Origin of the sequence: Acidithiobacillus sp. (assembly GCF_049965315.1) — a bacterium.
Lineage (GTDB): Bacteria > Pseudomonadota > Gammaproteobacteria > Acidithiobacillales > Acidithiobacillaceae > Acidithiobacillus_B.
This window is the reverse complement of the sequence record NZ_JBMFWL010000031.1, coordinates 1-24110: the sequence shown is the minus strand read 5'-3', so window position 1 is coordinate 24110 and position 24110 is coordinate 1. Positions and strand designations below refer to the sequence as shown.

At 65.4% G+C, this 24110-nt stretch carries 24 protein-coding genes; 7 read left to right on the top strand and 17 right to left on the bottom strand.

Features of this window, described 5'->3' with window-relative positions:
* The 7 genes from ACP5MM_RS08115 to ACP5MM_RS08085 all read right to left on the bottom strand — a co-directional run.
* Positions 1-194: hypothetical protein (locus ACP5MM_RS08115; RefSeq protein WP_427934385.1), on the bottom strand; the 194-nt coding region annotated here is incomplete at its 3' end.
* A 504-nt stretch (positions 195-698) separates the two neighbouring features.
* Positions 699-1526, bottom strand: coding sequence for a carboxylating nicotinate-nucleotide diphosphorylase (gene nadC / locus ACP5MM_RS08110; RefSeq protein ID WP_427932584.1), 828 nt, complete (start codon positions 1524-1526; stop codon positions 699-701).
* Positions 1523-2890: a Na+/H+ antiporter NhaA gene (gene nhaA / locus ACP5MM_RS08105; RefSeq protein ID WP_427934384.1), complete on the bottom strand. Its 1368-nt coding sequence runs from the start codon at positions 2888-2890 to the stop codon at positions 1523-1525. Before nhaA ends, nadC begins: the two co-directional genes overlap by 4 nt.
* Positions 2890-5712 carry a valine--tRNA ligase gene (locus ACP5MM_RS08100; protein WP_427934383.1) on the bottom strand — a complete coding sequence of 941 codons (2823 nt, stop codon included), beginning with the start codon at positions 5710-5712 and terminating at the stop codon, positions 2890-2892. Before ACP5MM_RS08100 ends, nhaA begins: the two co-directional genes overlap by 1 nt.
* A 6-nt stretch (positions 5713-5718) precedes the next feature.
* A complete protein-coding gene (locus ACP5MM_RS08095; protein ID WP_427932578.1) occupies positions 5719-6525 on the bottom strand; it encodes a hypothetical protein in 807 nt (268 codons plus the stop codon).
* Between the two features lie 12 nt (positions 6526-6537).
* Entirely contained in the window at positions 6538-6963 is a 426-nt protein-coding gene (locus tag ACP5MM_RS08090; protein WP_427932576.1) for a DNA polymerase III subunit chi, read from the bottom strand.
* A gap of 7 nt (positions 6964-6970) precedes the next feature.
* Positions 6971-8470, bottom strand: a complete 1500-nt coding sequence (locus ACP5MM_RS08085) for a leucyl aminopeptidase (RefSeq protein WP_427932575.1) — start codon at positions 8468-8470, stop codon at positions 6971-6973.
* Positions 8471-8577: 107 nt separating this feature from the next.
* On the opposite strand from ACP5MM_RS08085, the gene lptF reads away from it, so the two are divergent.
* Both lptF and lptG read left to right on the top strand, forming a co-directional pair.
* Positions 8578-9702 carry an LPS export ABC transporter permease LptF gene (lptF, locus tag ACP5MM_RS08080; RefSeq protein WP_427932573.1) on the top strand — a complete coding sequence of 375 codons (1125 nt, stop codon included), beginning with the start codon at positions 8578-8580 and terminating at the stop codon, positions 9700-9702.
* A gap of 19 nt (positions 9703-9721) precedes the next feature.
* The gene (lptG, locus tag ACP5MM_RS08075) at positions 9722-10801 is read left to right on the top strand and encodes an LPS export ABC transporter permease LptG (protein WP_427932572.1); all 1080 of its coding nucleotides are present in this window, start codon (positions 9722-9724) and stop codon (positions 10799-10801) included.
* Between the two features lie 22 nt (positions 10802-10823).
* Here lptG and ACP5MM_RS08070 read toward each other — a convergent pair whose 3' ends face one another.
* The 8 genes from ACP5MM_RS08070 to ACP5MM_RS08035 all read right to left on the bottom strand — a co-directional run bounded on the left by ACP5MM_RS08070 (position 10824) and on the right by ACP5MM_RS08035 (position 16894).
* A complete protein-coding gene (locus ACP5MM_RS08070) occupies positions 10824-11156 on the bottom strand; it encodes a hypothetical protein (protein WP_427932570.1) in 333 nt (110 codons plus the stop codon).
* A gap of 11 nt (positions 11157-11167) precedes the next feature.
* Positions 11168-11848 (bottom strand): glutathione S-transferase, encoded by a 681-nt coding sequence (locus tag ACP5MM_RS08065; RefSeq protein WP_427932569.1) that lies wholly within the window; start codon positions 11846-11848, stop codon positions 11168-11170.
* Positions 11845-12285 (bottom strand): EVE domain-containing protein, encoded by a 441-nt coding sequence (locus ACP5MM_RS08060; protein WP_427932567.1) that lies wholly within the window; start codon positions 12283-12285, stop codon positions 11845-11847. Before ACP5MM_RS08060 ends, ACP5MM_RS08065 begins: the two co-directional genes overlap by 4 nt.
* A 17-nt stretch (positions 12286-12302) precedes the next feature.
* Complete coding sequence (cyaY, locus tag ACP5MM_RS08055) at positions 12303-12617, bottom strand: iron donor protein CyaY (RefSeq protein ID WP_427932565.1); 315 nt, start codon at positions 12615-12617, stop codon at positions 12303-12305.
* 314 nt (positions 12618-12931) lie between these two features.
* A complete protein-coding gene (gene recQ, locus ACP5MM_RS08050) occupies positions 12932-14746 on the bottom strand; it encodes a DNA helicase RecQ (RefSeq protein WP_427932563.1) in 1815 nt (604 codons plus the stop codon).
* A 57-nt stretch (positions 14747-14803) separates the two neighbouring features.
* Complete coding sequence (locus tag ACP5MM_RS08045; RefSeq protein ID WP_427934382.1) at positions 14804-15739, bottom strand: hypothetical protein; 936 nt, start codon at positions 15737-15739, stop codon at positions 14804-14806.
* Positions 15706-16545, bottom strand: a complete 840-nt coding sequence (locus tag ACP5MM_RS08040; RefSeq protein ID WP_427932559.1) for a symmetrical bis(5'-nucleosyl)-tetraphosphatase — start codon at positions 16543-16545, stop codon at positions 15706-15708. The genes ACP5MM_RS08045 and ACP5MM_RS08040 overlap by 34 nt, the downstream gene beginning before the upstream one ends.
* Position 16546: 1 nt before the next feature.
* Complete coding sequence (locus ACP5MM_RS08035) at positions 16547-16894, bottom strand: DsrE family protein (protein ID WP_427932558.1); 348 nt, start codon at positions 16892-16894, stop codon at positions 16547-16549.
* A gap of 238 nt (positions 16895-17132) precedes the next feature.
* Here ACP5MM_RS08035 and ACP5MM_RS08030 point away from each other — a divergent pair, with 238 nt between their 5' ends.
* From ACP5MM_RS08030 to rpsT, 4 genes are all read left to right on the top strand, one after another.
* Positions 17133-18032, top strand: a complete 900-nt coding sequence (locus tag ACP5MM_RS08030) for an extracellular solute-binding protein (RefSeq protein WP_427932556.1) — start codon at positions 17133-17135, stop codon at positions 18030-18032.
* 31 nt (positions 18033-18063) lie between these two features.
* Positions 18064-18870 (top strand): molybdate ABC transporter permease subunit, encoded by an 807-nt coding sequence (locus ACP5MM_RS08025; RefSeq protein WP_427932554.1) that lies wholly within the window; start codon positions 18064-18066, stop codon positions 18868-18870.
* Between the two features lie 3 nt (positions 18871-18873).
* Positions 18874-19923, top strand: coding sequence for an ABC transporter ATP-binding protein (locus ACP5MM_RS08020; protein WP_427934381.1), 1050 nt, complete (start codon positions 18874-18876; stop codon positions 19921-19923).
* A gap of 130 nt (positions 19924-20053) precedes the next feature.
* On the top strand, positions 20054-20329 hold the full coding sequence (gene rpsT, locus ACP5MM_RS08015) for a 30S ribosomal protein S20 (RefSeq protein ID WP_427933472.1): 276 nt from the start codon (positions 20054-20056) through the stop codon (positions 20327-20329).
* A 70-nt stretch (positions 20330-20399) separates the two neighbouring features.
* Here rpsT and ACP5MM_RS08010 read toward each other — a convergent pair whose 3' ends face one another.
* Positions 20400-22379 (bottom strand): UvrD-helicase domain-containing protein, encoded by a 1980-nt coding sequence (locus ACP5MM_RS08010; RefSeq protein ID WP_427934380.1) that lies wholly within the window; start codon positions 22377-22379, stop codon positions 20400-20402.
* 16 nt (positions 22380-22395) lie between these two features.
* On the bottom strand, positions 22396-23214 hold the full coding sequence (gene lgt, locus ACP5MM_RS08005; protein WP_427933475.1) for a prolipoprotein diacylglyceryl transferase: 819 nt from the start codon (positions 23212-23214) through the stop codon (positions 22396-22398).
* A 286-nt stretch (positions 23215-23500) separates the two neighbouring features.
* Here lgt and ACP5MM_RS08000 point away from each other — a divergent pair.
* Positions 23501-24110: TadE/TadG family type IV pilus assembly protein (locus ACP5MM_RS08000; RefSeq protein ID WP_427934379.1), on the top strand; the 610-nt coding region annotated here is incomplete at its 3' end.

Sequence of the window (24110 nt, the reverse complement as noted above, 5' to 3'; positions counted from 1 at the left end):
TGCGATTTCTTCACAATGGAGTAACCGCTGATGTACTGTTCGCCGCTTGGGAGCACAGACCATGTCCAAGTTACTTCCTCGTCCTCATCTAATTCGACGCTGAGAACACGATTCGGCGGCAACTGGCTGGTTGTCACGGGCTGTGGTGCGACAACTGTCCGTCTTGGTTTATTTGACTGGCCGATATTGGTCATACGATTCTCCTAGTTCGGGGCGCTATTCCGTACAGATCCTAGCAGGCTAACGAGGTGCGAGTTGTGCGGCACCCGCGTAGCGGTGTCCGCTTGCCGCCCCGATGTTCGTACCACTCGCGCCTCGTTCGCGGGCGCACAGCGCCCGCGAACGTAATTTAGGCGCCAACCGCCAGCGGCACCCAGGCCGCCTAACAACCCACCACTTTGGGATAAGGGCGCATCGTCAGGGACTATCATGTCCATGCTCCTCTTTAGGCGGTCTAAATCGGGCGCGTCCTTTAGCGGGCCTTTGCTGGCCGGGAAGCGACAGGTCGCTGCATGCCTTGTACCAAAGGTACTACGATGCCATCACATCGTAAACCGGCGTATAGAAGCGCCAACACGGCGCGAAAAACAGAGTAACCGGCCTTTTCCCAGCGGGGGGCGTGCCATTGCCAGTGGTGTTGCGCGTGCGCCATGGCTAGGACAGAGGCTGGCGAACCATCCATGTGTGCCAGGACATCGTCAGATAAAGCGCAAAGACAAATCCAGGCTCCGCACATTGCGGGTAAGGGCGCCCACGGAGATGTAGTCCACCCCCGTAAGGGCAATCTCGCGGATATTGTCCAGGCCGATGTTGCCGGAGGCCTCCAGGGGGATGGCCCCGCCCACCCGGCGTACCGCTTGCGCCAGCAGGTCGATGGAAAAATTGTCCAGCAGGATCATGTCCGCCGCGCCGGCAATGGCCTCTTCGAGCTGCAGCAGGTCTTCCACCTCCACCTCGATGCGGGTGAGGCGCGGGGCCAGCGCGCGGGCGGCGCTCAGGGCCGCGGTGATGCTGCCGCAGGCGGCGATGTGGTTTTCCTTGATGAGAATACCGTCGTAGAGGCCCAAACGGTGGTTCATGCCGCCGGCGAGCCGGACGGCATATTTCTGCGCCAGGCGCAGGCCGGGGATGGTCTTGCGGGTGTCGAGGAGACGGGTGGCGGTGCCTTGCAGGGCGTGGCAATGGGCGCTGACGGTGGTCGCAACGCCGGAGAGGGTTTGCAGGAAGTTCAGCGCGCAGCGTTCGCCGCTCAGCATGGCCCGGGCCGGGCCGGAGATGGTGCAGAGGTGCTGGCCGGGGGCGAGGCTGTGGCCCTCGTTCACCTGCCAGTCCATGCGGACGGCGGGGGAGAGTTGGGCGAAGACCGCCTCGGCATAGGGCTGGCCGCAGCAGATGCCCGCCTCGCGGGTGATGATGTCGGCGCGCAGGCTTTGCTGCGGCGGGATGAGGGCAGCGGTGAGGTCGCCGCTGCCGATATCTTCGGCCAGGGCGCGGGCGACGCATTCGCTCAGATCGGCGGGGATCATGCGGGACTCCTTTGGCGGCCGGCGAGATAGAGCCAGGTCAGGCCTATTATACCAGCGATCAGGGAAGCGATGAGGATGCCGAGTTTGGCTGCCTCTTGCAAGGTGGCGGAGGAAAAGGCCAGTTGGCTGATGAACAGCGACATGGTGAAGCCGATGCCTCCCAGCCAGGCGGCTCCGAGGATGTGCCGCCAGCCCACCCCATGGGGTAGGCGGGCAAGCCGGAGGCGGACGGCGAGCCAACTGGCCGCGCTGATGCCCAGGAATTTGCCGAGGACGAGGCCGACGCAGGTGCCCAGGGTCACCGGGCTGAAGAGCATGCCGAGGGATACCGTGGCGAAGTCGATACGGGCGTTGGCCATGGCGAAGATGGGGAGGATGGCAAAGGTGACCCAGGGGCTGAGGGCCTGTTCCAAGCGCTGCTGCGGGGCCAGGACCGTATTGGCCGCAGCGCTGAGATTGCTGGCAACGGCCGCCATTTTGGGATCGCCGAGGGAGTTGTCCGCGGCATCCGGAAGGGTGGCGCGGGCGTGAAAATGTTGCTGCAGTTCGCTCAGCCGGGCATCGAATTGCGCCGGGCTGACGGCGGGGCGCGCGGGGATGGTGAAGGCGAGCAGGATGCCCGCCACCGTAGCGTGGATGCCCGAGGCCATGACGAAGTACCAGAGGGGGAGGCCGAGGAGCAGATAGGGCAGGGAATGGCGGACACCGCCCTGATTGAGGAGGATCAGCAGGGCAAAGAGCCCAGCGGCGATGAGCATGGCGCCGAGATGCAGGCTTTGCGTGTAAAAAATGGCGATGACGAGAACGGCGCCGAGGTCGTCGGCAATGGCCAGGGCGGTGAGGAAGAGGATCAGGTTGCGCGGTATGCGCCAGGCGAGGAGCACGAGGATGCCGATGGCAAAGGCGATATCCGTGGCCATGGGTATGCCCCAGCCCGCGGCGGCGGGGCCGGCGGGGTTGAACAGGTGGAATAGGGCGGCCGGGGCGAGCATGCCGCCGAGCGCGGCGATCACCGGCAGGGCCGCGTCCCGGGGCGATGCCAGTTCGCCGGCCAGGAGTTCGCGCTTGAGCTCCAGCCCGACCAGAAAGAAAAACAGGGCCATGAGGCCATCGTTGACCCAATGGTGCAGGGTGTGATCCATCTGCCATCGGCCCAGACCCAGATGGAGATGGATATCCCAGAAGCGGGCAAAGGCGGCGGACCAGGGCGAGTTGCTGAGGAGCAGGGTAAGGATCGTGGCGGCCATGAGGACGATGCCCCCCGCCGTGGCCCGCTGGAGGAATTGCTCAAAGGGCGTCAGTATCCGTCCGAAGAGGGGTTCCAGCGGGTAGGGGGCCACCCCCTTCGGCGCGGGCGCGGTCATTACAGGGCGTCGAGGCGTTGCTGCTGGTTTTTCAGCTCCTCCAGGGCGGCGCCCAGTTCCTCGACGCGGGCCAGTTCGCGCTCGACGACGGCGGCCGGGGCGCGGTTGCGAAAGTCCGGTTGCGCCAGCTTGCTCTGGGCCTTTTCCAGATCCTGCGCCACGCGGGCGATCTCTTTGGCGATGCGGGCCTGCTCGGCGGCCACGTCGATGACCCCCGCCAGGGGCACGAGGATTTTCAGTTCGTCCACCAGTTGCAGGGCGGCGGGCGGCGGCGCGGCATCGGCGTCCAGCCAGTCGAGGCTGGCGGTGCGGGCGAGGCTGTGCAGCCAGGGGCGGAGGCGTTGCACGCGCTCCCGGTCCTGGGCCGTGCCGCCCTGGAGGAGAACGGGCAGGGGGCGCGCGAGGGGGATGTCCATTTCGCCGCGCACCGAGCGCAGGGCGCGGATGACGTGAATGAGCCATTGCACGTCGCCATCGGCGGCGCTGTCGACGCGGGTCAGGTCGGCCCGGGGATAGGGGGCGAGGCTGATACTCTCGCCGCCCTTGCCAATGACCGGGGCTACCCGCTGCCAGAGTTCTTCGGTCAGGAAGGGCATGACCGGGTGGAGCAGGCGCAGGCCCGCCTCCAGGACCTTGAGGAGGGTATTGCGGGCGCCGCGCTGCTCCGCGGCACCAAAAGCGCCTTCACCCCGCAGGACCGGTTTGCTCAACTCGATGTACCAGTCGCAGTAGTCGTTCCAGAAGAATTGATAAAGGGCCTGGGCGGCGTCACTGAAGCGATACTGCGCAAAGGCCTCGGCCACGGCGGCCTCGGTCTCCTGCAGGCGGCCGATGATCCAGCGGTCTGGGGCGAGGAGTACGCTGTCGCCTTCGAGGTCGGCCACCGCCTGCACCTGCATGAGGGCATAGCGGGAGGCGTTCCACAGTTTGTTGCAGAAGTTGCGATTGCCTTCCACCCGCTTGAGGTCGAACTTGATGTCCCGCCCCTGGGTGGCCAGGGCGGTGAAGGTGAAGCGCAGGGCATCGGTGCCGAAGGCGGGGATGCCCTCGGGGAACTCCTTGCGCGTGGCCTTTTCGATCTTGCCGGCCATCTGCGGCTGCATGAGTCCCTGGGTGCGTTTGGCGACGAGGGCATCGAGGGTGATGCCGTCGATGAGGTCCAGGGGATCGAGGACGTTGCCCTTGGACTTGCTCATCTTCTGCCCTTCGCTGTCGCGCACCAGGCCGTGGACATAGACCTCGTGGAAGGGCACATCGTCCAGGAAGCGCAGACCCATCATGATCATCCGCGCTACCCAGAAGAAGATGATGTCGAAACCCGTGACCAGCACGCTGGTGGGGTAGAAAGTGGCGAGGTCCGCGGTCTTTTCCGGCCAGCCGAGGGTGGTGAAGGGCCAGAGGGCGGAGCTGAACCAGGTGTCGAGGACGTCCGGATCGCGCTCCAGGGGCACCGGCATGCCGTAGTGGCGGGCCGCCTCGGCCTGCGCTTCTTCTTCGTGGCGGGCGACAAAGATCCGGCCGTCGGGTCCGTACCAGGCGGGGATCTGATGCCCCCACCAGAGCTGGCGGGAGATGCACCAGTCTTCGATGCGGCCCATCCAGTCGAAATAGGTCTTGCTCCAGTTTTCCGGGACAAAGCGGATGCGGCCCTCTTCCACCGCGCGGATGGCCGGCTCGGCCAGGGGCGCGACGCGCACATACCACTGGTCGGTGAGAAAGGGCTCGATGACCGCCCCGGAGCGGTCGCCGCGAGGGACCATGAGCTTGTGCGGCGCGATCTTTTCCAGGAGCCCTTGGGCCTGCAGCGCGACGACGATCTGCTGGCGGGCCTGGTAGCGGTCGAGCCCGCGCAGTTCTGCGGGGATCCGGATGGCCGGCAGGGCCACTGCGGGGCCGGTGATTTCCGCTTCCTCGCGAATTCCGGCCCCGGGGGTGAAGATGTTGATCAGCGGCAAGCCGTGGCGCTGGCCCACCTGATAGTCGTTGAAATCGTGGGCGGGGGTGATCTTGACGCAGCCGGAGCCGAATTCCGGGTCCACATATTCATCGCCGATGATGGGGATCTCGCGCTCCATCAGGGGCAGGCGCAGGGTCTTGCCGATGAGGTGCCGGTAGCGCGGGTCTTCGGGGTGCACCGCCACGGCCGCGTCCCCCAGGAGGGTTTCCGGGCGGGTGGTGGCCACCACCAGATGGCCGGAGCCGTCGCTCAGGGGATAACGGATATGCCAGAGGAAGCCGTCCTCCTCGCTGCTCAGCACTTCCAGATCGGAAACGGCCGTGCGCAGGACCGGATCCCAGTTGACCAGGCGTTTGCCACGGTAGATCAGGCCCTCTTCATGGAGACGGACGAAGACCTCGGTGACGGCGTGGGAGAGGCCGCTGTCCAGGGTGAAGCGTTCCCGCGACCAGTCGCAGGAGGCCCCGAGGCGGCGCATCTGGCGGACGATGGTGTCGCCGGACTGCTGCCGCCACTCCCAGACCCGTTGGAGAAAGGCGCTGCGCCCCAAGGCCTGACGGCTGCCCCCTTCCTGCACGAGCTGCCGTTCCACCAGCATCTGCGTGGCGATGCCGGCGTGATCGGTGCCCGGCTGCCAGAGCACCTGTTCGCCGCGCATGCGGTGATAACGGCTGAGGATATCCATGAGGGTATCCTGAAAGGCGTGCCCCATGTGCAGGGTGCCGGTGACATTGGGGGGCGGCAGCATGATGCAGTAGGGCGCGCCGTTGCCGCAAGGGGCGAAATAACCGCGCTCTTCCCAGCGGGCGTACCAGCGGGTTTCTATCTCGGCGGGGGCGAAGGGGCGATCCAGGGTGTCGGTCATGGGGCTTCAGGGCTCGCTAGGGTCGGAAGCGGGGGGAAGCACCTGGTCCAGACCTTCGCGGAGCACGCGCTGCAGGATGTCGGGCAGGGCCTGGCGCAGGTCGGCGGCGATGCCTTCGCGCAGTTTGATCCCTTCCATAGCCAGAGTACGCATGACCGCGAGGCTGACTTGCTCCTTCCACGCCGTCTGCAAGTGCTGGGTGACGCGCTCTTCCAGTTCGGCGGCAACCCGGCGTTCCACCTCCTGAAAGAGCAGGCCTTCGAAGTTTTTGAGGAAATCCCAGTCGGGGCCGGGCAAGGGCGCTGCGCCTTCATCGGCGGGCGCTGGCGCTTCGGACGGCGCCGCTTCCCGGATCTCTGCGTCGATGGATTCCTGCATGGGCGCCGCCGTAGCCTGCCCGTCGTCCTGGGGCTGCAGGGTGACGCTCGGGCCCTTCCGATTCAGCCAGTGGGCGTCGGTCTGCTGATAGCGGACGGCCGGCGCTGCCTTGGCCGTTACGGTTTCGGCGGTGGGCCCTGCAGCCCCTGCCTCATCGGCAGCCCTTGCGCTACTCTGCGCGGGAACGGCCTCTGCGGCCAGGGCCGCCCCTCCGGGTTCGGAAGAGAGGATCGGATCGGATCGGCCGAGGGTATGGGCGCTACCCTCTTCCCCGCCGGCACCGCGGGGATGGATGGCCGTGCCGTGCTCGTCCAGATCGCGCCACAGCGGCGGCGGCAAGCCCTCGCGGAGCAGTTTGGTGAGCAGCAAGGGCTGGGCCATGCCGGAACTCGATGCTTCGAGTATGGGTTCTTTGCGACTGCGGTCCTGGGCCATGGAGTCTCCAGTTCAAAGTTCCAACGGATGCACTTGCATCGTGAATCCTGCGCTCTTGCACAGCCGGTAGCGCTCGCGGGCGGCGGCCTTGGCTTGGGGGTCAGCCGGTATGAAGTCCAGCAGACGCTCGCAGGGCGGTAAGGTTGCGGGCAATACTTCTATGCACAGGGCCAGGGCCTTTACGGACCGGGGCATGCTGGCGCAGTCCAGATGGATGCGCACGGGCTCGTCCGCGCCGATGCCATGGGGGATGAAGGCGCCCCCCTGGAAGGTCCAGAGCAGGTCATCCATGGCCTGTGCCGTTTCCTGATCGGCACAGAGGATATCCACTTCTCCCAACACTTGCCAGGCCTTGGCAATGACCCGGCAGACGCTGCGGCGCTGTTCGACGGGGGTGAGCAGGGTGGCCGGCAGTTCGTAAAAGGACGCGATGGGCAAGGGATTCCTACCCCTGCTGCTGCGCTGCGCGATGCAGCAGATAGTTCACCAGCAAGGGCACCGGCCGGCCGGTGGCGCCTTTTTTCTCGCCGCTTTTCCAGGCAACGCCGGCGATGTCCAGATGCGCCCAATGGTAGTTCTCGGCAAAGCGGGAGAGGAAACAGGCCGCCGTAATGGTCCCCGCCGGACGCCCGCCGATATTGCCGAGGTCCGCGAAAGGGCTCTTGAGCTGCTCCTGGTATTCCTCCCAGAGGGGCATTTCCCAGGCGCGATCGAGGCCTTCCTTGCCGGCGGCCAGCAGATCGTGGATGAGGCGCTGGTTGTTGCCCAGCAGCCCGGCCGCGTGGTGGCCGAGGGCGATGACGCAGGCCCCCGTGAGGGTCGCCACGTCGATGACCACGTCGGGCTTGAAGCGCTCCACATAGGTCAGGGCGTCGGCAAGGATGAGGCGGCCTTCGGCGTCGGTATTGAGGATCTCGACGGTCAGACCGTTCATGCTCTTCTGGATGTCGCCGGGCTTGTTGGCCTTGCCGTCGGGGAGATTCTCCGAGGCGGGCACCACGGCCACCACGTTGATGGGCAGCTTGAGCTCCGCCGCCGCCTGGATGGCGGCGAGGACCGAAGCCCCGCCGCACATGTCGTATTTCATCTCGTCCATCTTGTCGCCGGGCTTGAGGGAAATGCCGCCGGCATCAAAGGTGAGCCCTTTGCCCACCAGGACGATGGGTGCTTGACCGCTGGGGGCGCCGTGATATTCGAGGACGATGAGGCGGGGGGGTTGGCTGGAGCCGCTGGCCACCCCGAGCAGCAGGCGCATGCCCAGGACTTCCATTTCCTCCGGTCCGAGGATGCTGGCCTGGATGCCCAGGCGATGGGCCATGGCGCTGGCCTGATCGGCGAGCCAGCTCGGGGTGCAGACATTGCCCGGCTCGTTGGCCATGTCCCGGGCCCAGGCCGAGGCGCGGGCGATGGCCTGGGCCCGGGTCACGGCCTGCTGGAGCGTTGCCTCTTCCATGCCCTCGGGCAGGGCGATATGGGCCAGGCCGAGTTCGCCGGCGGGCTTTTCCGGCGGGGTGCGGTATTTGTCGAAACGGTAGCCGCTCTCGGCAATGCTGCGGGCCAGGATCTGGGTGGTCCAGACCGGGTCGCGGCCGCTGACTGGGGTGTCGGCCAGGTAAAAAACCGCCGCGCCGACGTGGGCCTCCTGCAGGGCATGGGCGGCCGCAGCGGCGGCCTTCTGGAAACCCGTTTCCGTGCATTTCCTGACCTTGCCCAGCCCCACCAGCAAGACCCGCTCGGCCTTGATCCGGGGGACGCGATAAAGAAGGAGGGTCTGGCCCACCTGACCCTGCAGGTCTCCTTGTTGGAGGACGGCGCTGATGAAGCCCTGGCTGGCGCTATCCAGCGCCGCCGCCGCAGGGGTCAACTGCTGGTCCTCAAAAACCCCGACCACGATGCAGGCGCCGGCTTCAGTGACGGGGTTGCTGGGCTTGACGGCTATCTCCACGGCGCTTCTCCTGATAATCTTGTACCAACGGAAGGGACAATGTCTGAGCCTATAGAAAATAAGCCCCAGGGGTGCAAGGAATCAAGTGCAATGACACGGTTCAGGGCATGGCGATGACGCGCATCCATCGCCAATTGAGCCGGGATACGCTCTTTTTCCTGCTGGTCACCTGCGCTGTGGTGCTGGGATTGCTGGCCATCGGTCAATTGGCGCAATTTCTCAATCAGGTGGCGGCTGGTCAGTTGCCCTTGTCCGTCGTGCTGCAATTTTTGGGTCTGGCGGTGCCCACCCTGCTGGTGACGGTCTTGCCACTGGCCTTCTTTTTCGGCGTCTATCTGACCTTCAACCGGCTGTATCGCAGCAACGAGATGGTGGCCATTCGCGGTGCGGGCCAGGGTTTGACCGCGTTGCTGTGGCCCCTGGCCTGGATCGCCATCCCGGTGATCATTCTGGAGCTGCTGCTGGCCCTGTGGTGGGCGCCGGCGGCCCAGCGCCACCTCCAGGAGGAATCCAGCCGTCTGGCCAACGCCGCCGCCGAGGCCCTCCTGCAACCCGGCACTTTTACCGTCCTGCCCAGCGGCCGGGTGATTTATGTGGGCAAGGCGATCACCTCGGGCGCCCATCGCTTTCAGGAGATCTTCGTGGCGTCCACGGCACCGGGCGGTCAGGATCTGGCTACGGCCGCCTATGGCGAGGTCAAGCCCGAGGCCGGCGGCGGCCTGACCCTGGTGCTGGTGAACGGCCAGCGCTATCTGGGCGAACCCGGGCAGGCGGGCTTCAAGGTGCTGGCCTTTTCCCGCTATCGGGTGAGCCTGGGTGCCCAGGAACAGCCGGGGGCGCGTACGGGCGGCGTGGATTGGGGCAGTGCCTCCCTGGCGCAGCTCTGGCGGAATCGCGCTGGTCCCGATGCCCGTTATGCCGTCACCGAGCTGGAGTGGCGCCTCGTCTGGCCGCTGGCGCTGCCCTTGCTGGCCTTGCTGGCCATTCCCCTGGCCTATACCGAGCCGCGCGGGGGCGGGCGGGCGGCGGGACTCCTGCTGGGTATTCTCTTCCTGCTGCTGATCAACAACCTGCTGATCTTCGTCAAGGAGCGCATGGAAAGCGGAATGATGGCCCTGTTTCCCGGTTTTTTGCTGGTGCTCCTCCTCTTGCTGATCATCGCTGTCTATGGGTTTGCGCGCCGCGCACGCGATTTGCCCCTCTTGCCCAGCCTGCGTCGGAGCGGCCGATGATCCAGAGGGGAAACAGGCCATGATCACGCGCGGTGACCGGCTCCTTTTCCGCGGCATGCTCAGTTACAGTGCCTTGCTGCTGCTGCTGCTCGTGGCCTTGATCTTTTTTGCGCAAGTCATTGCCAAGGCGTCAGGGCCCGGGCATGGGCCCTGGTCCATGCAGCAGCTTTTGCTTTATGTGAGCCTGCAAATGCCGCAAGTCGCCTATGACGTGATCCCCCTGGCGCTGCTGCTGGGGGCGCTGGCATGGTTGACCAGCCTCACCAGCCACTCCGAACTCATCGCCCTGCGCATGTCGGGCTGGTCCGTGACGCGCCTGGAGCGCCCGCTCCTGGCGGTGGGGGTCTTGGGGGCGCTGCTGGTCTTTGCCCTGGGGGAATGGGTAGTACCCATCACGGCACCGGCGGCGGAGGCCATCTGGGCCAATGCCAGCGCGCCGGGGGTGGGTTTCCACGATCTCGGCCCGGCGGGCCTGTGGCTGCGGGATGGGCGGCAGATCGTGCGCATCGCCGCCGTGGGCGATGATGGGCGCCGCCTGCGCGGGATCAGCATAGCCACCGTGGAGCCGGCCATGGTGGGCATTGATACCATGATGACGGCCCGGGAGGCCCGTTTCGCCAATGGCCAATGGACCCTGGTGGGGGTACAAAGCTATCGCATCGGCACCGAGCGCATCATTGCGGGCAGCGCCGCCAAGAGCCCCTGGCAGGTGGCCCTGAAGCCCGCCACCCTGCAGAGTTTCTCCCATCGCACGCGGACCATGACCCTGCCGGCCCTGTGGCAGGCCTACCGCGCCCTGCAGGGCAGCGCCCTGACCATGAATCGCTTTGCCCTGGCCTTCTGGCAGCGTTTGTCCTATCCCTTTGTGGGTCTGGTGATGATCCTGCTGGCGGTGCCTTTTGCCATCCGCAGCCATCGCGGTGGCGGGCTGGCGGGGCGCATTCTGCTGGGCCTGACGGTGGGCCTGGCCTTTCACTTCCTGAATCTCATGTCGGGCTACATCAGCGTGTCCGGTGGATTGCCGCCGGCCGTGGCGACGCTGGCGCCCCTGGGGGCCTTCGCCCTCCTGGCCTGGTGGCTGCATACCCGCACGACCTAGGTCCGGGCGGCAGCCCTGTGCCTCAGCCGCGTTGGCGGATCAACTCCTGATCAAAGGCATTATCCAGTTCCTGGGAGAGCTTGAGCACCTTGCGGAAGAGATGCGGGTCGCTGTCGTCGGACTGACTGCGCAGGCGCAAGGATGCCAGCCCATTGAAGCTGGCGGCCCGCTCCACCGGATCGGAGACGGAGGTACAGGCGTTGGCGCGGAACAATTCCAATACCACCTCCCGGGTCAAGGGATCTGCCACCTGCCCGGCCTGGGCCGCGGCCAGGATCGTAGCGCTGTTGTGGTCCTCCAGAAAGGGGTAATTGAGGTGTTGGTCGAGAAAGTCCAGCAGTTCGGTGTAGGTCATGAAGGCTCCAGTCAGAGATGATGTGCCATGCCGTCCTCCAGGGAAACCCCGCAGGCGGTGGCTACGCGTTGAAAATAATAGAGCAAGTCCAGGGGAACCGTGACTCCGTCCAGGAGGCGCAGCAGATGGAGGTCGGCGGTAAGGATGATGTCCACCAGGGAGAGGGTGCCGCTATAAAAACCCTGCCGCCCCAGCAAGCGCGCGAGGTCGCGCAGGCGGCCGCGCCGTTCCATCTGCCCATAGGCGTCATAGCGATCATTGGCCAAGGATTCGATGGAGCCGGCAAAACGTCGCTGGCATTCCCCGCGAAAAAACTCCGTGGCCGCCGCATCGCCGCCGATTTCGGCATAGGCAGGCAGGACCGGGGCGATGAGCCGTTCCCGCAGGGCGGTCAGGCTGTCTCGCCAGGCAAGGAACGCCTGCCATTCGCCGGGGGCGATGGGGCCCAGCAGCAGGGCGGGTTGGGGGTGGCCTTGATCAATGGCCGCAAGGTCGTTGACGGCGCCTTGCTGATGCCGCCCGTCCGGCCAGAGCAATACGGGCAGATCGGCATAACCCAGGTCGAAGGCGCTCTCCTGATCCAGCAGCCCGCAAGCCACGCTTTCATAGGCGATGCCCTTGGCCCCCAGGACCATGCGCAGCATCATCCCCTCCGCGGAGGACCAGCGATGGAAGAGACGGGGCTGCGTCACGCGTTCGCCATGGCGAGAATGCCTTCCCACTGGGCCGGGGTGATGGGCAGCACCGATAGGCGGTTGCCTTTGCGGATCAAGGGGCTGTCCTGAAAGGCGGGATGGGCCTTGAGACTGTCCAGGGAAATGGTCCGGGGGAAGCTGCGCACATAAGCCACGTCCACGAGGTCCCAGCGCGGCTTCTGCGGGGATGAGGCGGGATCGAAGTAGTGGCTGGTGGGGTCGAATTGCGTGGGATCCGGCCGGGCGGCGGCGCAAATCCGGGCCAGACCGACAACGCCGGGGATCGGGCAACGCGAATGATAGAAGAGCACATCGTCACCCACCTGCATGCTGCGCAGGAAGTTGCGCGCCTGGTAGTTGCGGATGCCGTCCCAAGGCTCCCGGGAGCGTTGCGCCAGATCCTCCAGGGAGAAGACGCTCGGTTCGGTTTTCATCAACCAGTAGGCCATGTTCAGCCCAACGTGATGGAGCGGCCCAGCCGTTTTCCGAGCAGGCGCGCAAGGGTGGCGTTGAGGGGTTCATGGCTCTGGCTGTCGAGCCACGCCTCCCCTACCTGATCGAAACGCGCCGGCCCATCGCTGCAGGCCAGCCAGATCTGCCGCACCGCTTCCTGGCGGTTGATGATGATCTGGCTGTCGTCGGGCAGGAGCAGGGTGAGGACGCTGTCGACAAGATCTCCCTCCACCTCCGGCGCCGCTTCCTCGACTTGCTCCATCAGGGTATTCAGGGTGTTTTCCACGGTCACTGCAAAGCTGTTCTGGGTCATGAAAGGCGGCTCCCTAGAGTCCTTCCTATAATGACCTCATCGCTGGATCAGGGGCAAGGGCTGGAGAGGGGGAAAATTCGGAAACCAGCCCGACGGCGGCAGTTGGCGGGGGTGTTTCGCCGCGACTTCGGCCCGCGCCGTCGTTGTTCTTGGCGAAAGCCCGCGCCCGGCAGGCGAACTGTCTGAGCCCGCAGGGCGAGTTTTCGCCTGCCAGCGGGATGAGCCGTAGAACAACAGGCAAGGACCGCCGGAGCAAGAAATACCCCCGCCAACTGCCGTTCGGCGCATGGGTGTCCCAGAGTCCTGCGCGATATTCATCCATGCTCGCGGAGGACCTGCAAAAAAGATGCCCCATAGGCCTCCAGCTTGCGCTCGCCCACGCCGGGGATGGTGGCGAGGTCGGCCAGGCTCTGCGGGCGGCGCCGGAGCATTTCCAGCAGGGTGGCGTCGTGGAAAATGACATAGGGGGGCACCCCCTGGCTGGCCGACAATTGCCGGCGGTGCTGGCGCAGGGCTTCCCAAAGGGCGGCATCGCCGGCGGCGACGGCCGGCGCCGCGCCTTTTTCCCGGGCGCGCTTGGGCACGGCCTCGTTGCGGCGCAGGGTCAGCTTTTCGCTGCCGCGCAGGACGGGCCGTGCCGCCGCCGCCAGACGCAGGCCGCCGTGCCCCTCGGGGTCCACGTCCACCAGGCCGCGCAGCAGCAGATGGCGGAAGAGCGCTCGCCAGTCATTGGCCGAGAGTTCGCCGCCGATACCGAACACAGTGAGGCGATCGTGACCAAAAGCGCGGATACGCGGATCGTCCTTGCCCAGCAGAACATCCACCAGATACTGCACGCCGAAGCGCTGCCCGGTACGATGAATGGCCGATAGGGCCTTTTGTGCCGCCGTGCTGGCATCCCAGGTGGCGGGGGGGTGGAGACAGTTGTCACAGTTGCCGCAGGGCTCCGCCAAGTGCTCCCCGAAGTAGGCCAGCAGGGCCTGCCGGCGGCAGCCGGTGCTTTCGCAGAGGCCGAGCATGGCATCCAGTTTATGACTTTCCAGGGTCTTGCGCGCGGGATCCGCATCGGACTGGGTGATCATCTGCCGCAACTGGATGACATCCTGCAGGCCGTAGTGCATCCATGCATCGGCGGCCAGACCATCGCGGCCAGCGCGGCCCGTTTCCTGATAGTAGGCCTCGACGCTCTTGGGCAGGTTGAGGTGGGCCACAAAGCGCACATTGGGTTTGTCGATGCCCATGCCAAAGGCAATGGTGGCGACCATGACCACGCCTTCCTCCTGTTGAAAACGGCCTTGGTTCCGGCTGCGTTCCACGGTGGACAGACCGGCGTGGTAGGGGAGGGCGTCAATCCCTTCCCCTTGCAGCCACAGTGCCGTTTCCTCCACTTTTTTGCGCGAGAGGCAGTAGACGATCCCCGCCTCCCGGTCATGGCTCTCGCGGATGAAGCGCAAGAGCTGCGCGCGGCTGCCCTGGCTGCCGGCATCGATGCGATAGCGAATATTGGGGCGATCAAAGGAGCGCAGGAAGACGCGCGCCTCCTCCAGTCCGAGTCGCTGGATGATTTCCTGGCGGGTGGGCAGATCGGCGGTGGCGGTGAGGGCAATGCGCGGCACCTGCGGGAAGCGCTCATGGAGCACGCGCAGTTGCAGATATTCCGGGCGGAAGTCGTGGCCCCACTGGGATACGCAGTGGGCCTCGTCAATGGCAAAGAGGTTGATGCGGCAGCGCGCCAAGAGCTCTAGGGTGCGTTCCTGCAGCAGCCGTTCCGGGGCAATGTATAAAAGGTCCAGTTCGCCCGCGAGCAGGCTGTCCTCAATGCCGCGCCCGGCGGCCATGGGCTGGGCGGAGTTCAGGGCTGCGGCCGCCACCCCCGCTTGCCGCAAGGCGTTGACCTGATCTTCCATGAGGGCGATGAGGGGCGAAATGACCACGCCGGTGCCCGCCTGGGCGATGGCCGGGATCTGGTAGCACAGCGACTTGCCACCGCCCGTGGGCATGAGGACCAGGGCATCCCGCCCCGCCAGCAGCGTGCCGATGACCTCGTCCTGGGGCGGCCGGAACTCCGGGTAGCCGAAGGTCTGACGCAGTATGGCCAGGGCGCGCTGATGGTCGGGAATGGTCGGCATGGCTGCACAGGATAGCGCATGCCGACCAGGTCGGCACCTCCCTTTTCCGCCCCGTGCTCAGGGGCGAGGCGTTGGTTCGGGGCTCCCTTCGGGCCCCAGGGCTCCCGCCGCTACGACGATGGCGCCATAGAGGATCGGAATGCAGGGCAGTATGGTCGCCAGGACTGCCAGCGAAAGGGTCATCATGAATACCGCCTTGGCCCCGCCTGCCTCCAGAGACCCATGCAGGAGCGTTATCGCCAAGCCCATAATAAAGCTGACAAAAATTAATATGGTCAAGAGCAGCAGCGTTATCGCCAAGGCGAGGACCAGGGGAAACCAGAGCCAGGCGAACCGGTCGCCGAAGATCCGCAGCGCATGGCGGATGGCGGTCTTGGGGGAATCTTCATAATAGGCATAGCGGGCAAAGGCGTATTGGAAGAGCGTGGTGACGAGATAGGAAAGGATCAGAATGGCGATCAGGTCGGGCCAATGGATCTGCTCCAGGGTGAGGGGCGCGGCGCCGGGTTGCGGAAAACCCGACAGGGCGACCAAGAGGGCGGAAAGGGCCGCCGGGATCAGGGCGAGGGTCCAGGCATCGGCGCGGGGCAGGGCCCAGAAGATCTGTTGCCAACGCCAGGGTTGACCGGCATGGACGGCGCCGAAGAGGCGCAAGAGGCCCATCATCAGGACGTTTGCCCAGAGATAGAGGGGAAAGCGCCAGAGCTCGGCATTGGCCGGATTGAGCCCCGTGGCGATCCCCAGGACGAGAAAACCGCCTAGGATGGCCAGCCCCCAGACGAGGACGGGTCCCAGTATGCCGGGGAAGTGCTGGCGCAGGGTCTGCCAACCGGCCCGCATGGCGCTGCGGTAGGTGACGGCGGAGTGGGGAGCGATGGCGTCTTGCATGATGGCCTCGTCATGGTCGAAGGTCGGGTACGGCGTCGGGAGATGGCCGCTGCCATCAGTATAGCCGGGATTCAGACGCCGTCCGGCCGCGCGTAGGCGGGGCAATCGACCTGATGAAGTACGGGCTCGGGCGTATCGATGCGGGCGGCGCTGAGCTGCCGGCCCCAGACGCAACCGCTGTCGAGGGCGAGCAAGCCGGGTTTTACCAATAGGCCCTGGGTGGCCCAGTGCCCGCAGATGAGCGGGGTGGCGGGGTGGCGCTCCTGAAAAAGCGTATGCCAGGGCAGGTAGACTTGGCCATCGGCCGCGGGCTGGCTGGGCCAGTTGAACAGGCCCGCAGCGGTAACCAGGCGGGCGCGGGTGAAGACAGCCACCCGAAAGCGCATGGCCTCGCCCTCGTTGCGACAGTCCTGCCAGCGCCGGGGGGCGGGTTCCGCCCAGAGGGACTTGAGGAATGGCCGCCAGCGCTTGCCGTGCAGGGCGTCCTCCACGGCCTCGGCGTGGCCTTTGGCGGTGGGCAGGTCCCAGTCGGGATGGAGGGCGGCGTGCACCATGTTCCAGCCCAGTTCCGCATCGCTGTGGAGCAGGGGGCCGGCGCGCAGCCACTCCATCCACTCACCGACCTCCCGATGGGCGAGGAGGGGTCCAAGGGTATCGCTCTTTTTGGCCGTGGTGATCTTGCCCCAGCGGGCCAGGGCGTAGAGATCGTGATTGCCGAGGACGAGTTGCACCGAATCCTGCCAGCGGAAGACCTGTTGCAGGAGTTCCAGGCTCTGGGGGCCGCGGTTGACCAGATCCCCCGCCAGCCAGAGGCGATCCCGGCCCGGCCGAAACCGTACGGTGTCGAGGAGGCGGAGGAGCGGCGTAAAACAGCCCTGCAGATCGCCGATGGCGTAGGTGGCGCCCGTCATCTCAGAGGGTGATGACCTGATCGGCTTCCTGCATGAGGCGTACCAGCGTCTTCATGGTGGAACCCCGTATCCCCGGCATCAAGGTCCGAACCGGCTTGCTCTCGGTCAGACTGAGGCCGCAGGTATGGATCTCCGCGCCCAGGTCCAGGATCTCGGCGAGCAGATCGCGCTGGACGCGCCGCCTCTCATCGGCGCCACCCTCCGCCCATGCCAGCTCGATCGCCGCCTCGCTGAGGAAGAGACTGACGCGGATGCCGTCGGCCAAGGCGGCGGCGGCTAGGCGCAAGGCATTGAGCACCGGATTCCCCGGTGCATCGGGATGTGATTTGATGAGAATGGTCCAGTGCATGGAAACGCTCTTTGCTTATAGAAGATACGGAATCCCCGCCGTTTGCGTGCAGTCCGCCGCTCCTACGTCCTCCATAATGGAATGAAAAGTTGCCATAATCTATTGTATTCAGTGTAGCATTTTTGCGACGGTTTTCCAGGCCGCTTGCCACGCTAGGTCGTTGATTTGCTTAATATCTATCTGTATAGTTCGACGACCTGTGATATTTTTGGAGGTCATCATGATGGGGCGTCATTGGATGTTAGCCTTGTTCGCATTCCTGGCCTTGGCCGTGACCTCTCCGGCCCAGGCCGATGGGACCCTGCGCGTGGCCTATGCCGGTTCCATGGGGCCGGTGATGGACCGTTTCCTTGGTCCCGCCTTCGCCAAGAAGGAAAACGTGCAATATCAGGGCATCGGCCAGGGGGCCTATGGTCTTGCGCGCTTGCTGGAATCCAAGCAAATGCAGGCGGATGTCTTCATCTCCATTACGCCCGGACCCATCGAAATCTTGCAGAAGGCGGGGATGATCGATGCGGCGGTACCGGTGGCGAGCACCCAGATGGTTATCGTCTATAGTCCCAAGAGCCGTTTTGCCGCAGATTTTGCCGCCGCAGCGGCGGGCCGGATGCCCTGGTACCAGGTGCTGGAAATGCCCGGCCTGCGCCTTGGCCGCACCGACCCCGCCGTTGATCCCCAGGGCCAGAACATCATCTTCACCATGCTGCTGGCGGAAAAGTACTACCATCAGGCGGATTTGGTGAAACGGATTTTTGGCGCTTACATCAACCCCGAGCAGATCTTTGCCGAGCCTTCTCTGGTGTCGCGCCTGGAGGCGGGGCAACTGGATGCCACCTCGGGCTATGAGAGCGCCGCCATTTCCCATCACTTGCCATTCCTGAGGCTGCCCGCCCAGATCAACCTCAGCGATCCGGCCATGATCAAGGACTGGTACAGCCAGGTCCACTTCCAGTTGACACTGGCCAATGGCAAGACGACCGATCTCCGGACCCAGCCCCTGGTGTTCTATGCGGCGGTACTGAAGAATGCGCGGAATCCGCTGGCGGCGCAGGGCTTCGTGCGCTTCCTGCAAGGCCCGGAGGGACAAAGGATCTTCCGGGAAAACGGCTACGGCCGGCCCAAGGGCGGGAATATCTGACGGCAAGATCGCAGAGGGCGCGGGAAATGAGATGTCCACGCTGGTGAAGACACTCCCCATTGCACAGCCCGCCCGCTTGCCGCGCGCGTGGCTGCCGCCCCTCCTGGGGGGGGCGGTGCTGGCCTTTTTGCTGGCCCCCTTCGCCGCCCTGGTTTTTGCCACCCATTGGCGGGATCTGCATTTTGCCCCCGGGGACGGTACGGCCATTTCGGTTTCACTGCTGTATAGCCTGCTGTCGCTGGCTTTGGTAATGCTCTTGGGAACTCCCCTGGCCTGGTGGCTGGCGCATTATCATTATCGCGGAAAATGGCTGCTGGACGCCTTGCTGCTCCTGCCTTTGCTTACTCCTCCTCTGGCCATGGGCATTCTGCTCAGCTCGTTTTACGGTCCCTATGCCCCGGTGGGCGGTTTCCTGCAGCATTACGGGGTGATCCTGAGCAATAGCCCCCCCGCCTTCGTTCTGGCGCAGGTGTACGGAGCCCTCCCCTATTTTGTCGTGGCCACGCGGGCGGCCTTCGAGGGGGTGCCGGAGGAACTGGAGCAGATCAGCCTGACCCTCGGCAAAACCCCCTGGCAGACCTTCTGGCGGGTGAGCTTGCCCCTCTCCCAACTGGGCTTGGCGGCCGGTGTGGCCCTGGCCTGGGTCAGGGCCCTCGGTGAATTCGGCATCGTCCTGATCGTGGCCTATTTCCCCCAGGGCATTCCGGTGAAGCTCTGGGTGAACCTGCAGGACATCGGTCTCAGTGCCGTTTATCCGCTTTTGTGGGTCTTCTTCCTGGTGGCCGTGCCTCTGCCCCTGTGGCTGGGGCTGCGTTCGCGTCGGCAGGCACTGTTCTAGCTCATGGAGATCCATTACCGCCTGGAACGTCCCATCGCCATGGATGTGCGCCTGCAGGTGGAGGGTTTTACGGTCTTGCTCGGACTCTCGGGAGAGGGGAAGAGCACCCTGCTCAAGGCCATTGCCGGCCTGCTGCCGGCCAGCGGAACTCCTTTCGGCGGGCTCCCCGTCCAGCAACGCCCCATCGGCTATCTGCCCCAGGGCTATGGCCTTTTTCCCCACCTGCGGGCTTGGGAAAATGTCGCCTTTCCTTTGGTCCCGGGGGCTGGCCGTCGCCGGGAGGCCATGGATCTTCTGGCGCGGGTGGGGCTGGCGGACTGGGCGGACCGCTACCCGGACACCCTCTCGGGCGGCCAGCGCCAGCGGGTGGCCCTCGCCCGCGCCCTGGCCCGGCGTCCGCAACTGCTGCTCCTGGACGAACCCACCTCGGCCCTGGATATGGCCACACGGGACGAGATTCTCGAAGACCTCATTGCCGAGATGCGCCAACTGCAGATCCCGGTCCTGGCCGTGACCCACGACCCCCATCTGGCCACCATGGCCGACCGCATGGCGGTTTTGGCGGGCGGGGCCATCGCCCAGGAGGGTACCCCCCGGGAGGTCTTTGCCGAGCCCGCGAACGGGGCGGTGGCGCGGCTGGTGGGTTTTCGCAACATCTTCCCGGCCACGGTGGCGTCGGCTACCAGCACCGGGATATGGGTGTCCGGCCCCGGCTGGCGTCTGCAGACCGCTCCCCGCCCCTGGGCGCGGCCGGGGATGGCCGTCACCGTCGGCATCCGCTCCGAAGAGGTGGAGATCCAAGGCGTGGACGCCAGCGGAGAGAATTCCCTGTGCCTGCAGGTGGCCGATCTGCGTGACGAGGGGCTGGCCCTCCGCCTGAAATTGCGGGGCGCATTGTCCCTGGATGTGCTCTTGCCGCGTCTGCGGCAGAGGGACGGCGGGATCATCGACCCCTCCGGATCCCTCCAAGTCCACGTGGCCCCTGAGCATGTCCATCTTTTCCCGCCGCAAGGGGCTGCGGACAGTCAGCCACGGGAGGGCGGCCGATTCTAGATCCGTCAACGGCCGTTTTTAGGTTGATGGATCTTTTGCGCGTATCACCTTGACACGCGGGGTCTGGAGCCGCAAAATCTGCGGTTTAGAATTTTCCCCGACGGGATTACCTCAGGTTCAGGAGTGAAACGTGGCGAACAATGCACAGGCGCGTAAGCGCGTTATCCAAAACGAAAAACAGCGCTTGCACAATGCCGGTCAACGGTCGCGGCTGCGCACCTTTGTCAAGAAAGTCCTGCACGCAGTGGCCGGCGGCGATCAGGTGCAGGCACGGGCGGCCTTGCAGGTGGCGGAGTCGGTGATCGACAAGAGCGCGGGCAAGGGTATCGTCCATCGCAATCTGGCGGCGCGCACCAAGAGCCGCCTGTCGGCGCGGGTCAAGGCCATGGGCGTGGCTCGGCAGTAAACGAAATACCAGATTTCAGCCGCCCGGATTGGCGGCCGATGGAGGGAAGGCGGCTCATGGGCCGCCTTTTTCATGCGCCGGCGCCGAGGATCTCGCGCAAGCGGGCGCAGGCTGCGGCCGGGTCCATGTCCTTCTCCTCCGCCTTCCCCTGCCAGTCCATCACTTCTTTGGGTATCTCCTGCAAAAAACGCGATGGCTCCGGCGCGATGTCCTCGCCGTAACGCCGCCTTTTACGGGCGGTGCTCAGGGTGAGCTGGAAGCGGGCGCGGGTGATGCCCACATAAAAAAGCCGCCGCTCTTCCTCGATCTGCTCCGGCGTTTCGCTGTTGCGGTGGGGGAGCAGTTCCTCTTCCACTCCCACCAGGAATACCTGGGGGAATTCCAGCCCCTTGGCGGCATGGAGGGTGGAGAGGCGGACCACATCGCGGTCATCATCCTCTTCCCGTTCCAGGACGGTAAAGAGCATCAGCCGGTTGAGGATCTCGGCCAGGGTCTGGGGCCCATCTTCCTGGGTGGCGAGACGGTCGATCCAGGAGATGAGCTCCTGCAGGTTTTCCCAGCGCCGCGCCGCGGCTTTTTCCTCGCCTTCGTTACGCAGATACTCCAGGTAGCCGATCTCCTCGGGGATGCTGCGCAGGGCGGGGATCAGTTCGGTCTTGGCCACTTCGTCGGCCTTGGCATTGAGCCATTGGCCAAAGTCGCGCAGGGCCGCCAGGGCCTTGTCGGGCAGCTCCAGGTCCTCTTCCCAGAGGGCGGCGAAGAGGGACAGATTGCGTTCCTTGGCGAGGGTGCCGAGGCGCTCCAGGGTGGCGCTGCCGACGCCGCGGCGGGGGGTGTTGACGGCGCGCAGGAAGGCCGGGTCGTCATCGGGATTCACCAGCAGGCGCAGATAGGCAAGATAATCCTTGATCTCCGCGCGCTCGAAAAAGGACAGGCCGCCGGAGACGATGTAGGGCACATGGGCGGCACGCAGGGCCCCTTCAAAGGGCCGCGACTGGTGGTTGCTGCGATAGAGGATGGCATAGTCGCGAAACTCGCCCTGCCGCTGGAAACGGTCCCGGAGCAGGGCGTTGACTACCTGTTCGGCCTCATCGCTTTCGTCGGCGCAGGAGAGCACGCGCAGGATCTGGCCTTCGCCCATGCTGCTCCACAGCCGCTTTTCAAAGAGGTGCGGGTTGTGGGCGATGAGGGCGTTGGCGGCCGTCAGGATGCGCCCGGTGGAGCGGTAGTTCTGCTCCAGCTTGATGACCTGGAGATCGGGAAAGTCCTGGGCCAGACGGTGCAGATTGTCCACGGCGGCGCCGCGCCAGGAATAGATGCTCTGGTCATCATCACCCACCGCGGTAAGGTTGCGGCGGTTCCCCAGCAGCCAGCGGATCAGACGGTATTGCGCGCCATTGCTGTCCTGATATTCGTCCACCAGCAGATAGCGGATGCGTTCCTGCCAGCGCAGGCGGGCCTCCTCGTCGGCGTGGAAAAGGCGGGTGGGGAGAAGGATCAGATCATCCAGATCGACGGCGTTGCAGGCATGGAGGGCGCGTTGATAAACGGGATAGAGGGCTGCTGCCTGGGCACCGATGCGGTCGTCGCTGGCGGCTTCCTCGGGCAGCAGGCCGTCATTCTTGAAGCGGGAGATGCGCCCCTGAATGGCCTCGGCCAGGTCTGCGGCGCCCTGGCTGTCACGCAGGAGGCCGCGGATGAGGGTGAGACTGTCGCCATGATCAAGGATACTGAAGCCCGGGCGATAATCGAGGCGATGGATCTCCTGGCGGAGTATCTGCAGGCCGAGGTGATGAAAGGTGGAGACCATCAGCCCACGGGTCTGGACGCCCTGCAGCGCCTCGGCGACGCGCGTCTTCATCTCGCGGGCGGCCTTGTTGGTAAAGGTGACGGCACAGACATGGCGGGCGTCCACCTGCTGCTCGCGAATGAGGTGGACGATCTTTCGGGTGATGACGCGGGTCTTGCCCGAGCCGGCGCCGGCGAGTACCAGCAGCGGCCCATGCACCTGCTGCACGGCGGCCATCTGTTGGGGGTTGAGTTCAGCCACGGCGCCGGCCCGCCGTTCAGTGCTGGGTGGCGGCGGTGCGGGGTGCGGGATCCTGGGCAAAACCACCGCGATAGGCCCACCAGACGATGAGCGGGCCGATGACGATCATGGGCAGCGAGAGGATCTGACCCATGGTGAAATGGCCGAGCACAAAGCCGAGCTGGATGTCGGGCTGGCGGGTGAACTCCACGAGAAAGCGGAAACAGCCGTAAAAGAAGACGAAGAGCCCCCCCACGGCGCCCGCCGGCCGCGCCTTGCGGCTGTAGACCGCCAGGATGAGAAAGAGCAGCACGCCTTCCAGCAGGAATTCATAAATTTGCGAAGGCTGGCGCGGCTGCGGGCCGCCGGCGGGAAAAACCATGGCCCAAGGCAGATCGCTTACCCGCCCGAAGAGCTGATCGTTGATGAAGTTGGCCAGGCGGCCGAGCCCGAGGCCGATGGGGACTGCCGGGGCAACGAAATCGAGGGTGGGCAGGAAGGCGCGCTGATGCCGCCGGGCATAGGCCCAACAGGCCAGCACGACGCCCAGCAGGCCGCCGTGGAAGGACATGCCGCCATCCCAGATGGCGAGGATCTTGGCGGGGTAGTCGAGATAATAGGGGAGGTTGTACCAGAGCACATAGCCGATGCGGCCGCCAAAGATGGCGCCGATGGCCACGTAAAACTCCAGATCGACCACCTGTTCCTTGTTCCACGCCCAGTGGGCGGCGCGCCCCCGGCGGATCAGCCAGACCGTGGCGATGGCGAAGCTGATGATCTCCAGGAGCCCGTACCAGTGGATGGTGATGGGGCCGAGCTGGAAGCCGACGGGATTGATGTCTGGATAGTGGAGCATGAGACCCTCGCGCGAGACTGGGAAACATGGCCGAGTACCGGCATCTTGTCAAGGCAGCCGGCGGCCCGGAGGCAACGGACGAATCCCCGGGCGAAGGAGGCCGACGCTTGCGTGCGCTCGCCGGGGACGGCGCCGGCCGAAAATTTATTCCCGCACCGGAGCGATTATTTTCGCCAGGAAAAACAGCGGGAAAGACACCCACCTAGGTGATTATCTGCTACCTAACCATTTGAAATACAATGTATTATCATGAAGCTCCCGAGGCCGGCTAGGATGGGGAGGGCAAATGGGCAAGGAAAGAGGGCGGGGCGCCGGCATGGCGGGAGGCGCGGCCGTCGCGGCGGGTCCGGCGGCCACGGACCCGGTCGGCGGGATGAGCCGCGCAGTCCCGCCGGCCGGGAAGGCGGTACTGGTGATATCCGCTTTCCGCGGACCCGGAGACGCCCGCAGCGAAGAGCAGGGTGCGGATTTTCCCGAAGACAGGACCGCCCAGAAACCGGCCGCGCACTCGGCCGAAGCCGGCGCCAGCGCCGTGGAGTTCGCCATCGCCGCTCCGGCCCTGATCCTCGCCCTGCTCGGCACCTTCCAGGCGGCCCTGCTCTACCAGGCCCGCCTGCAACTGGAGGTGGCCGCCCAGGAGGCGGTGCGGGCGGGGGCCCTGCATGGTGCAAGCCTGGGCGCCATCCGCGATGGCCTCGCCCGGGGATTGACGCCCCTCTATACCCACGGCCGGGACTTGGGGGCGCTCGGTAAGGGTTACGCCGCCGCGCAAGTAGCCGCCGGACAGGCCGACATCCGCATCCTCAACCCCACCCAAGAGGCCTTCGCCGACTTCGCCGAGCAAACCCGCGATCCCCAGGGTCGGTGGGTCAGGGCCATCCCCGTCGATCATCTGG

Coding starts and splice junctions, on each gene's coding strand:
- nadC (WP_427932584.1), bottom strand. CDS start 1,526: ATGATCCCCGCCGATCTGAGCGAATGCGTCGCCCGCGCCCTGGCCGAA.
- nhaA (WP_427934384.1), bottom strand. CDS start 2,890: ATGACCGCGCCCGCGCCGAAGGGGGTGGCCCCCTACCCGCTGGAACCC.
- ACP5MM_RS08100 (WP_427934383.1), bottom strand. CDS start 5,712: ATGACCGACACCCTGGATCGCCCCTTCGCCCCCGCCGAGATAGAAACC.
- ACP5MM_RS08095 (WP_427932578.1), bottom strand. CDS start 6,525: ATGGCCCAGGACCGCAGTCGCAAAGAACCCATACTCGAAGCATCGAGT.
- lptF (WP_427932573.1), top strand. CDS start 8,578: ATGGCGATGACGCGCATCCATCGCCAATTGAGCCGGGATACGCTCTTT.
- lptG (WP_427932572.1), top strand. CDS start 9,722: ATGATCACGCGCGGTGACCGGCTCCTTTTCCGCGGCATGCTCAGTTAC.
- ACP5MM_RS08070 (WP_427932570.1), bottom strand. CDS start 11,156: ATGACCTACACCGAACTGCTGGACTTTCTCGACCAACACCTCAATTAC.
- ACP5MM_RS08060 (WP_427932567.1), bottom strand. CDS start 12,285: ATGAAAACCGAACCGAGCGTCTTCTCCCTGGAGGATCTGGCGCAACGC.
- cyaY (WP_427932565.1), bottom strand. CDS start 12,617: ATGACCCAGAACAGCTTTGCAGTGACCGTGGAAAACACCCTGAATACC.
- recQ (WP_427932563.1), bottom strand. CDS start 14,746: ATGCCGACCATTCCCGACCATCAGCGCGCCCTGGCCATACTGCGTCAG.
- ACP5MM_RS08040 (WP_427932559.1), bottom strand. CDS start 16,545: ATGACGGGCGCCACCTACGCCATCGGCGATCTGCAGGGCTGTTTTACG.
- ACP5MM_RS08035 (WP_427932558.1), bottom strand. CDS start 16,894: ATGCACTGGACCATTCTCATCAAATCACATCCCGATGCACCGGGGAAT.
- ACP5MM_RS08030 (WP_427932556.1), top strand. CDS start 17,133: ATGTTAGCCTTGTTCGCATTCCTGGCCTTGGCCGTGACCTCTCCGGCC.
- ACP5MM_RS08025 (WP_427932554.1), top strand. CDS start 18,064: ATGTCCACGCTGGTGAAGACACTCCCCATTGCACAGCCCGCCCGCTTG.
- ACP5MM_RS08020 (WP_427934381.1), top strand. CDS start 18,874: ATGGAGATCCATTACCGCCTGGAACGTCCCATCGCCATGGATGTGCGC.
- lgt (WP_427933475.1), bottom strand. CDS start 23,214: ATGCTCCACTATCCAGACATCAATCCCGTCGGCTTCCAGCTCGGCCCC.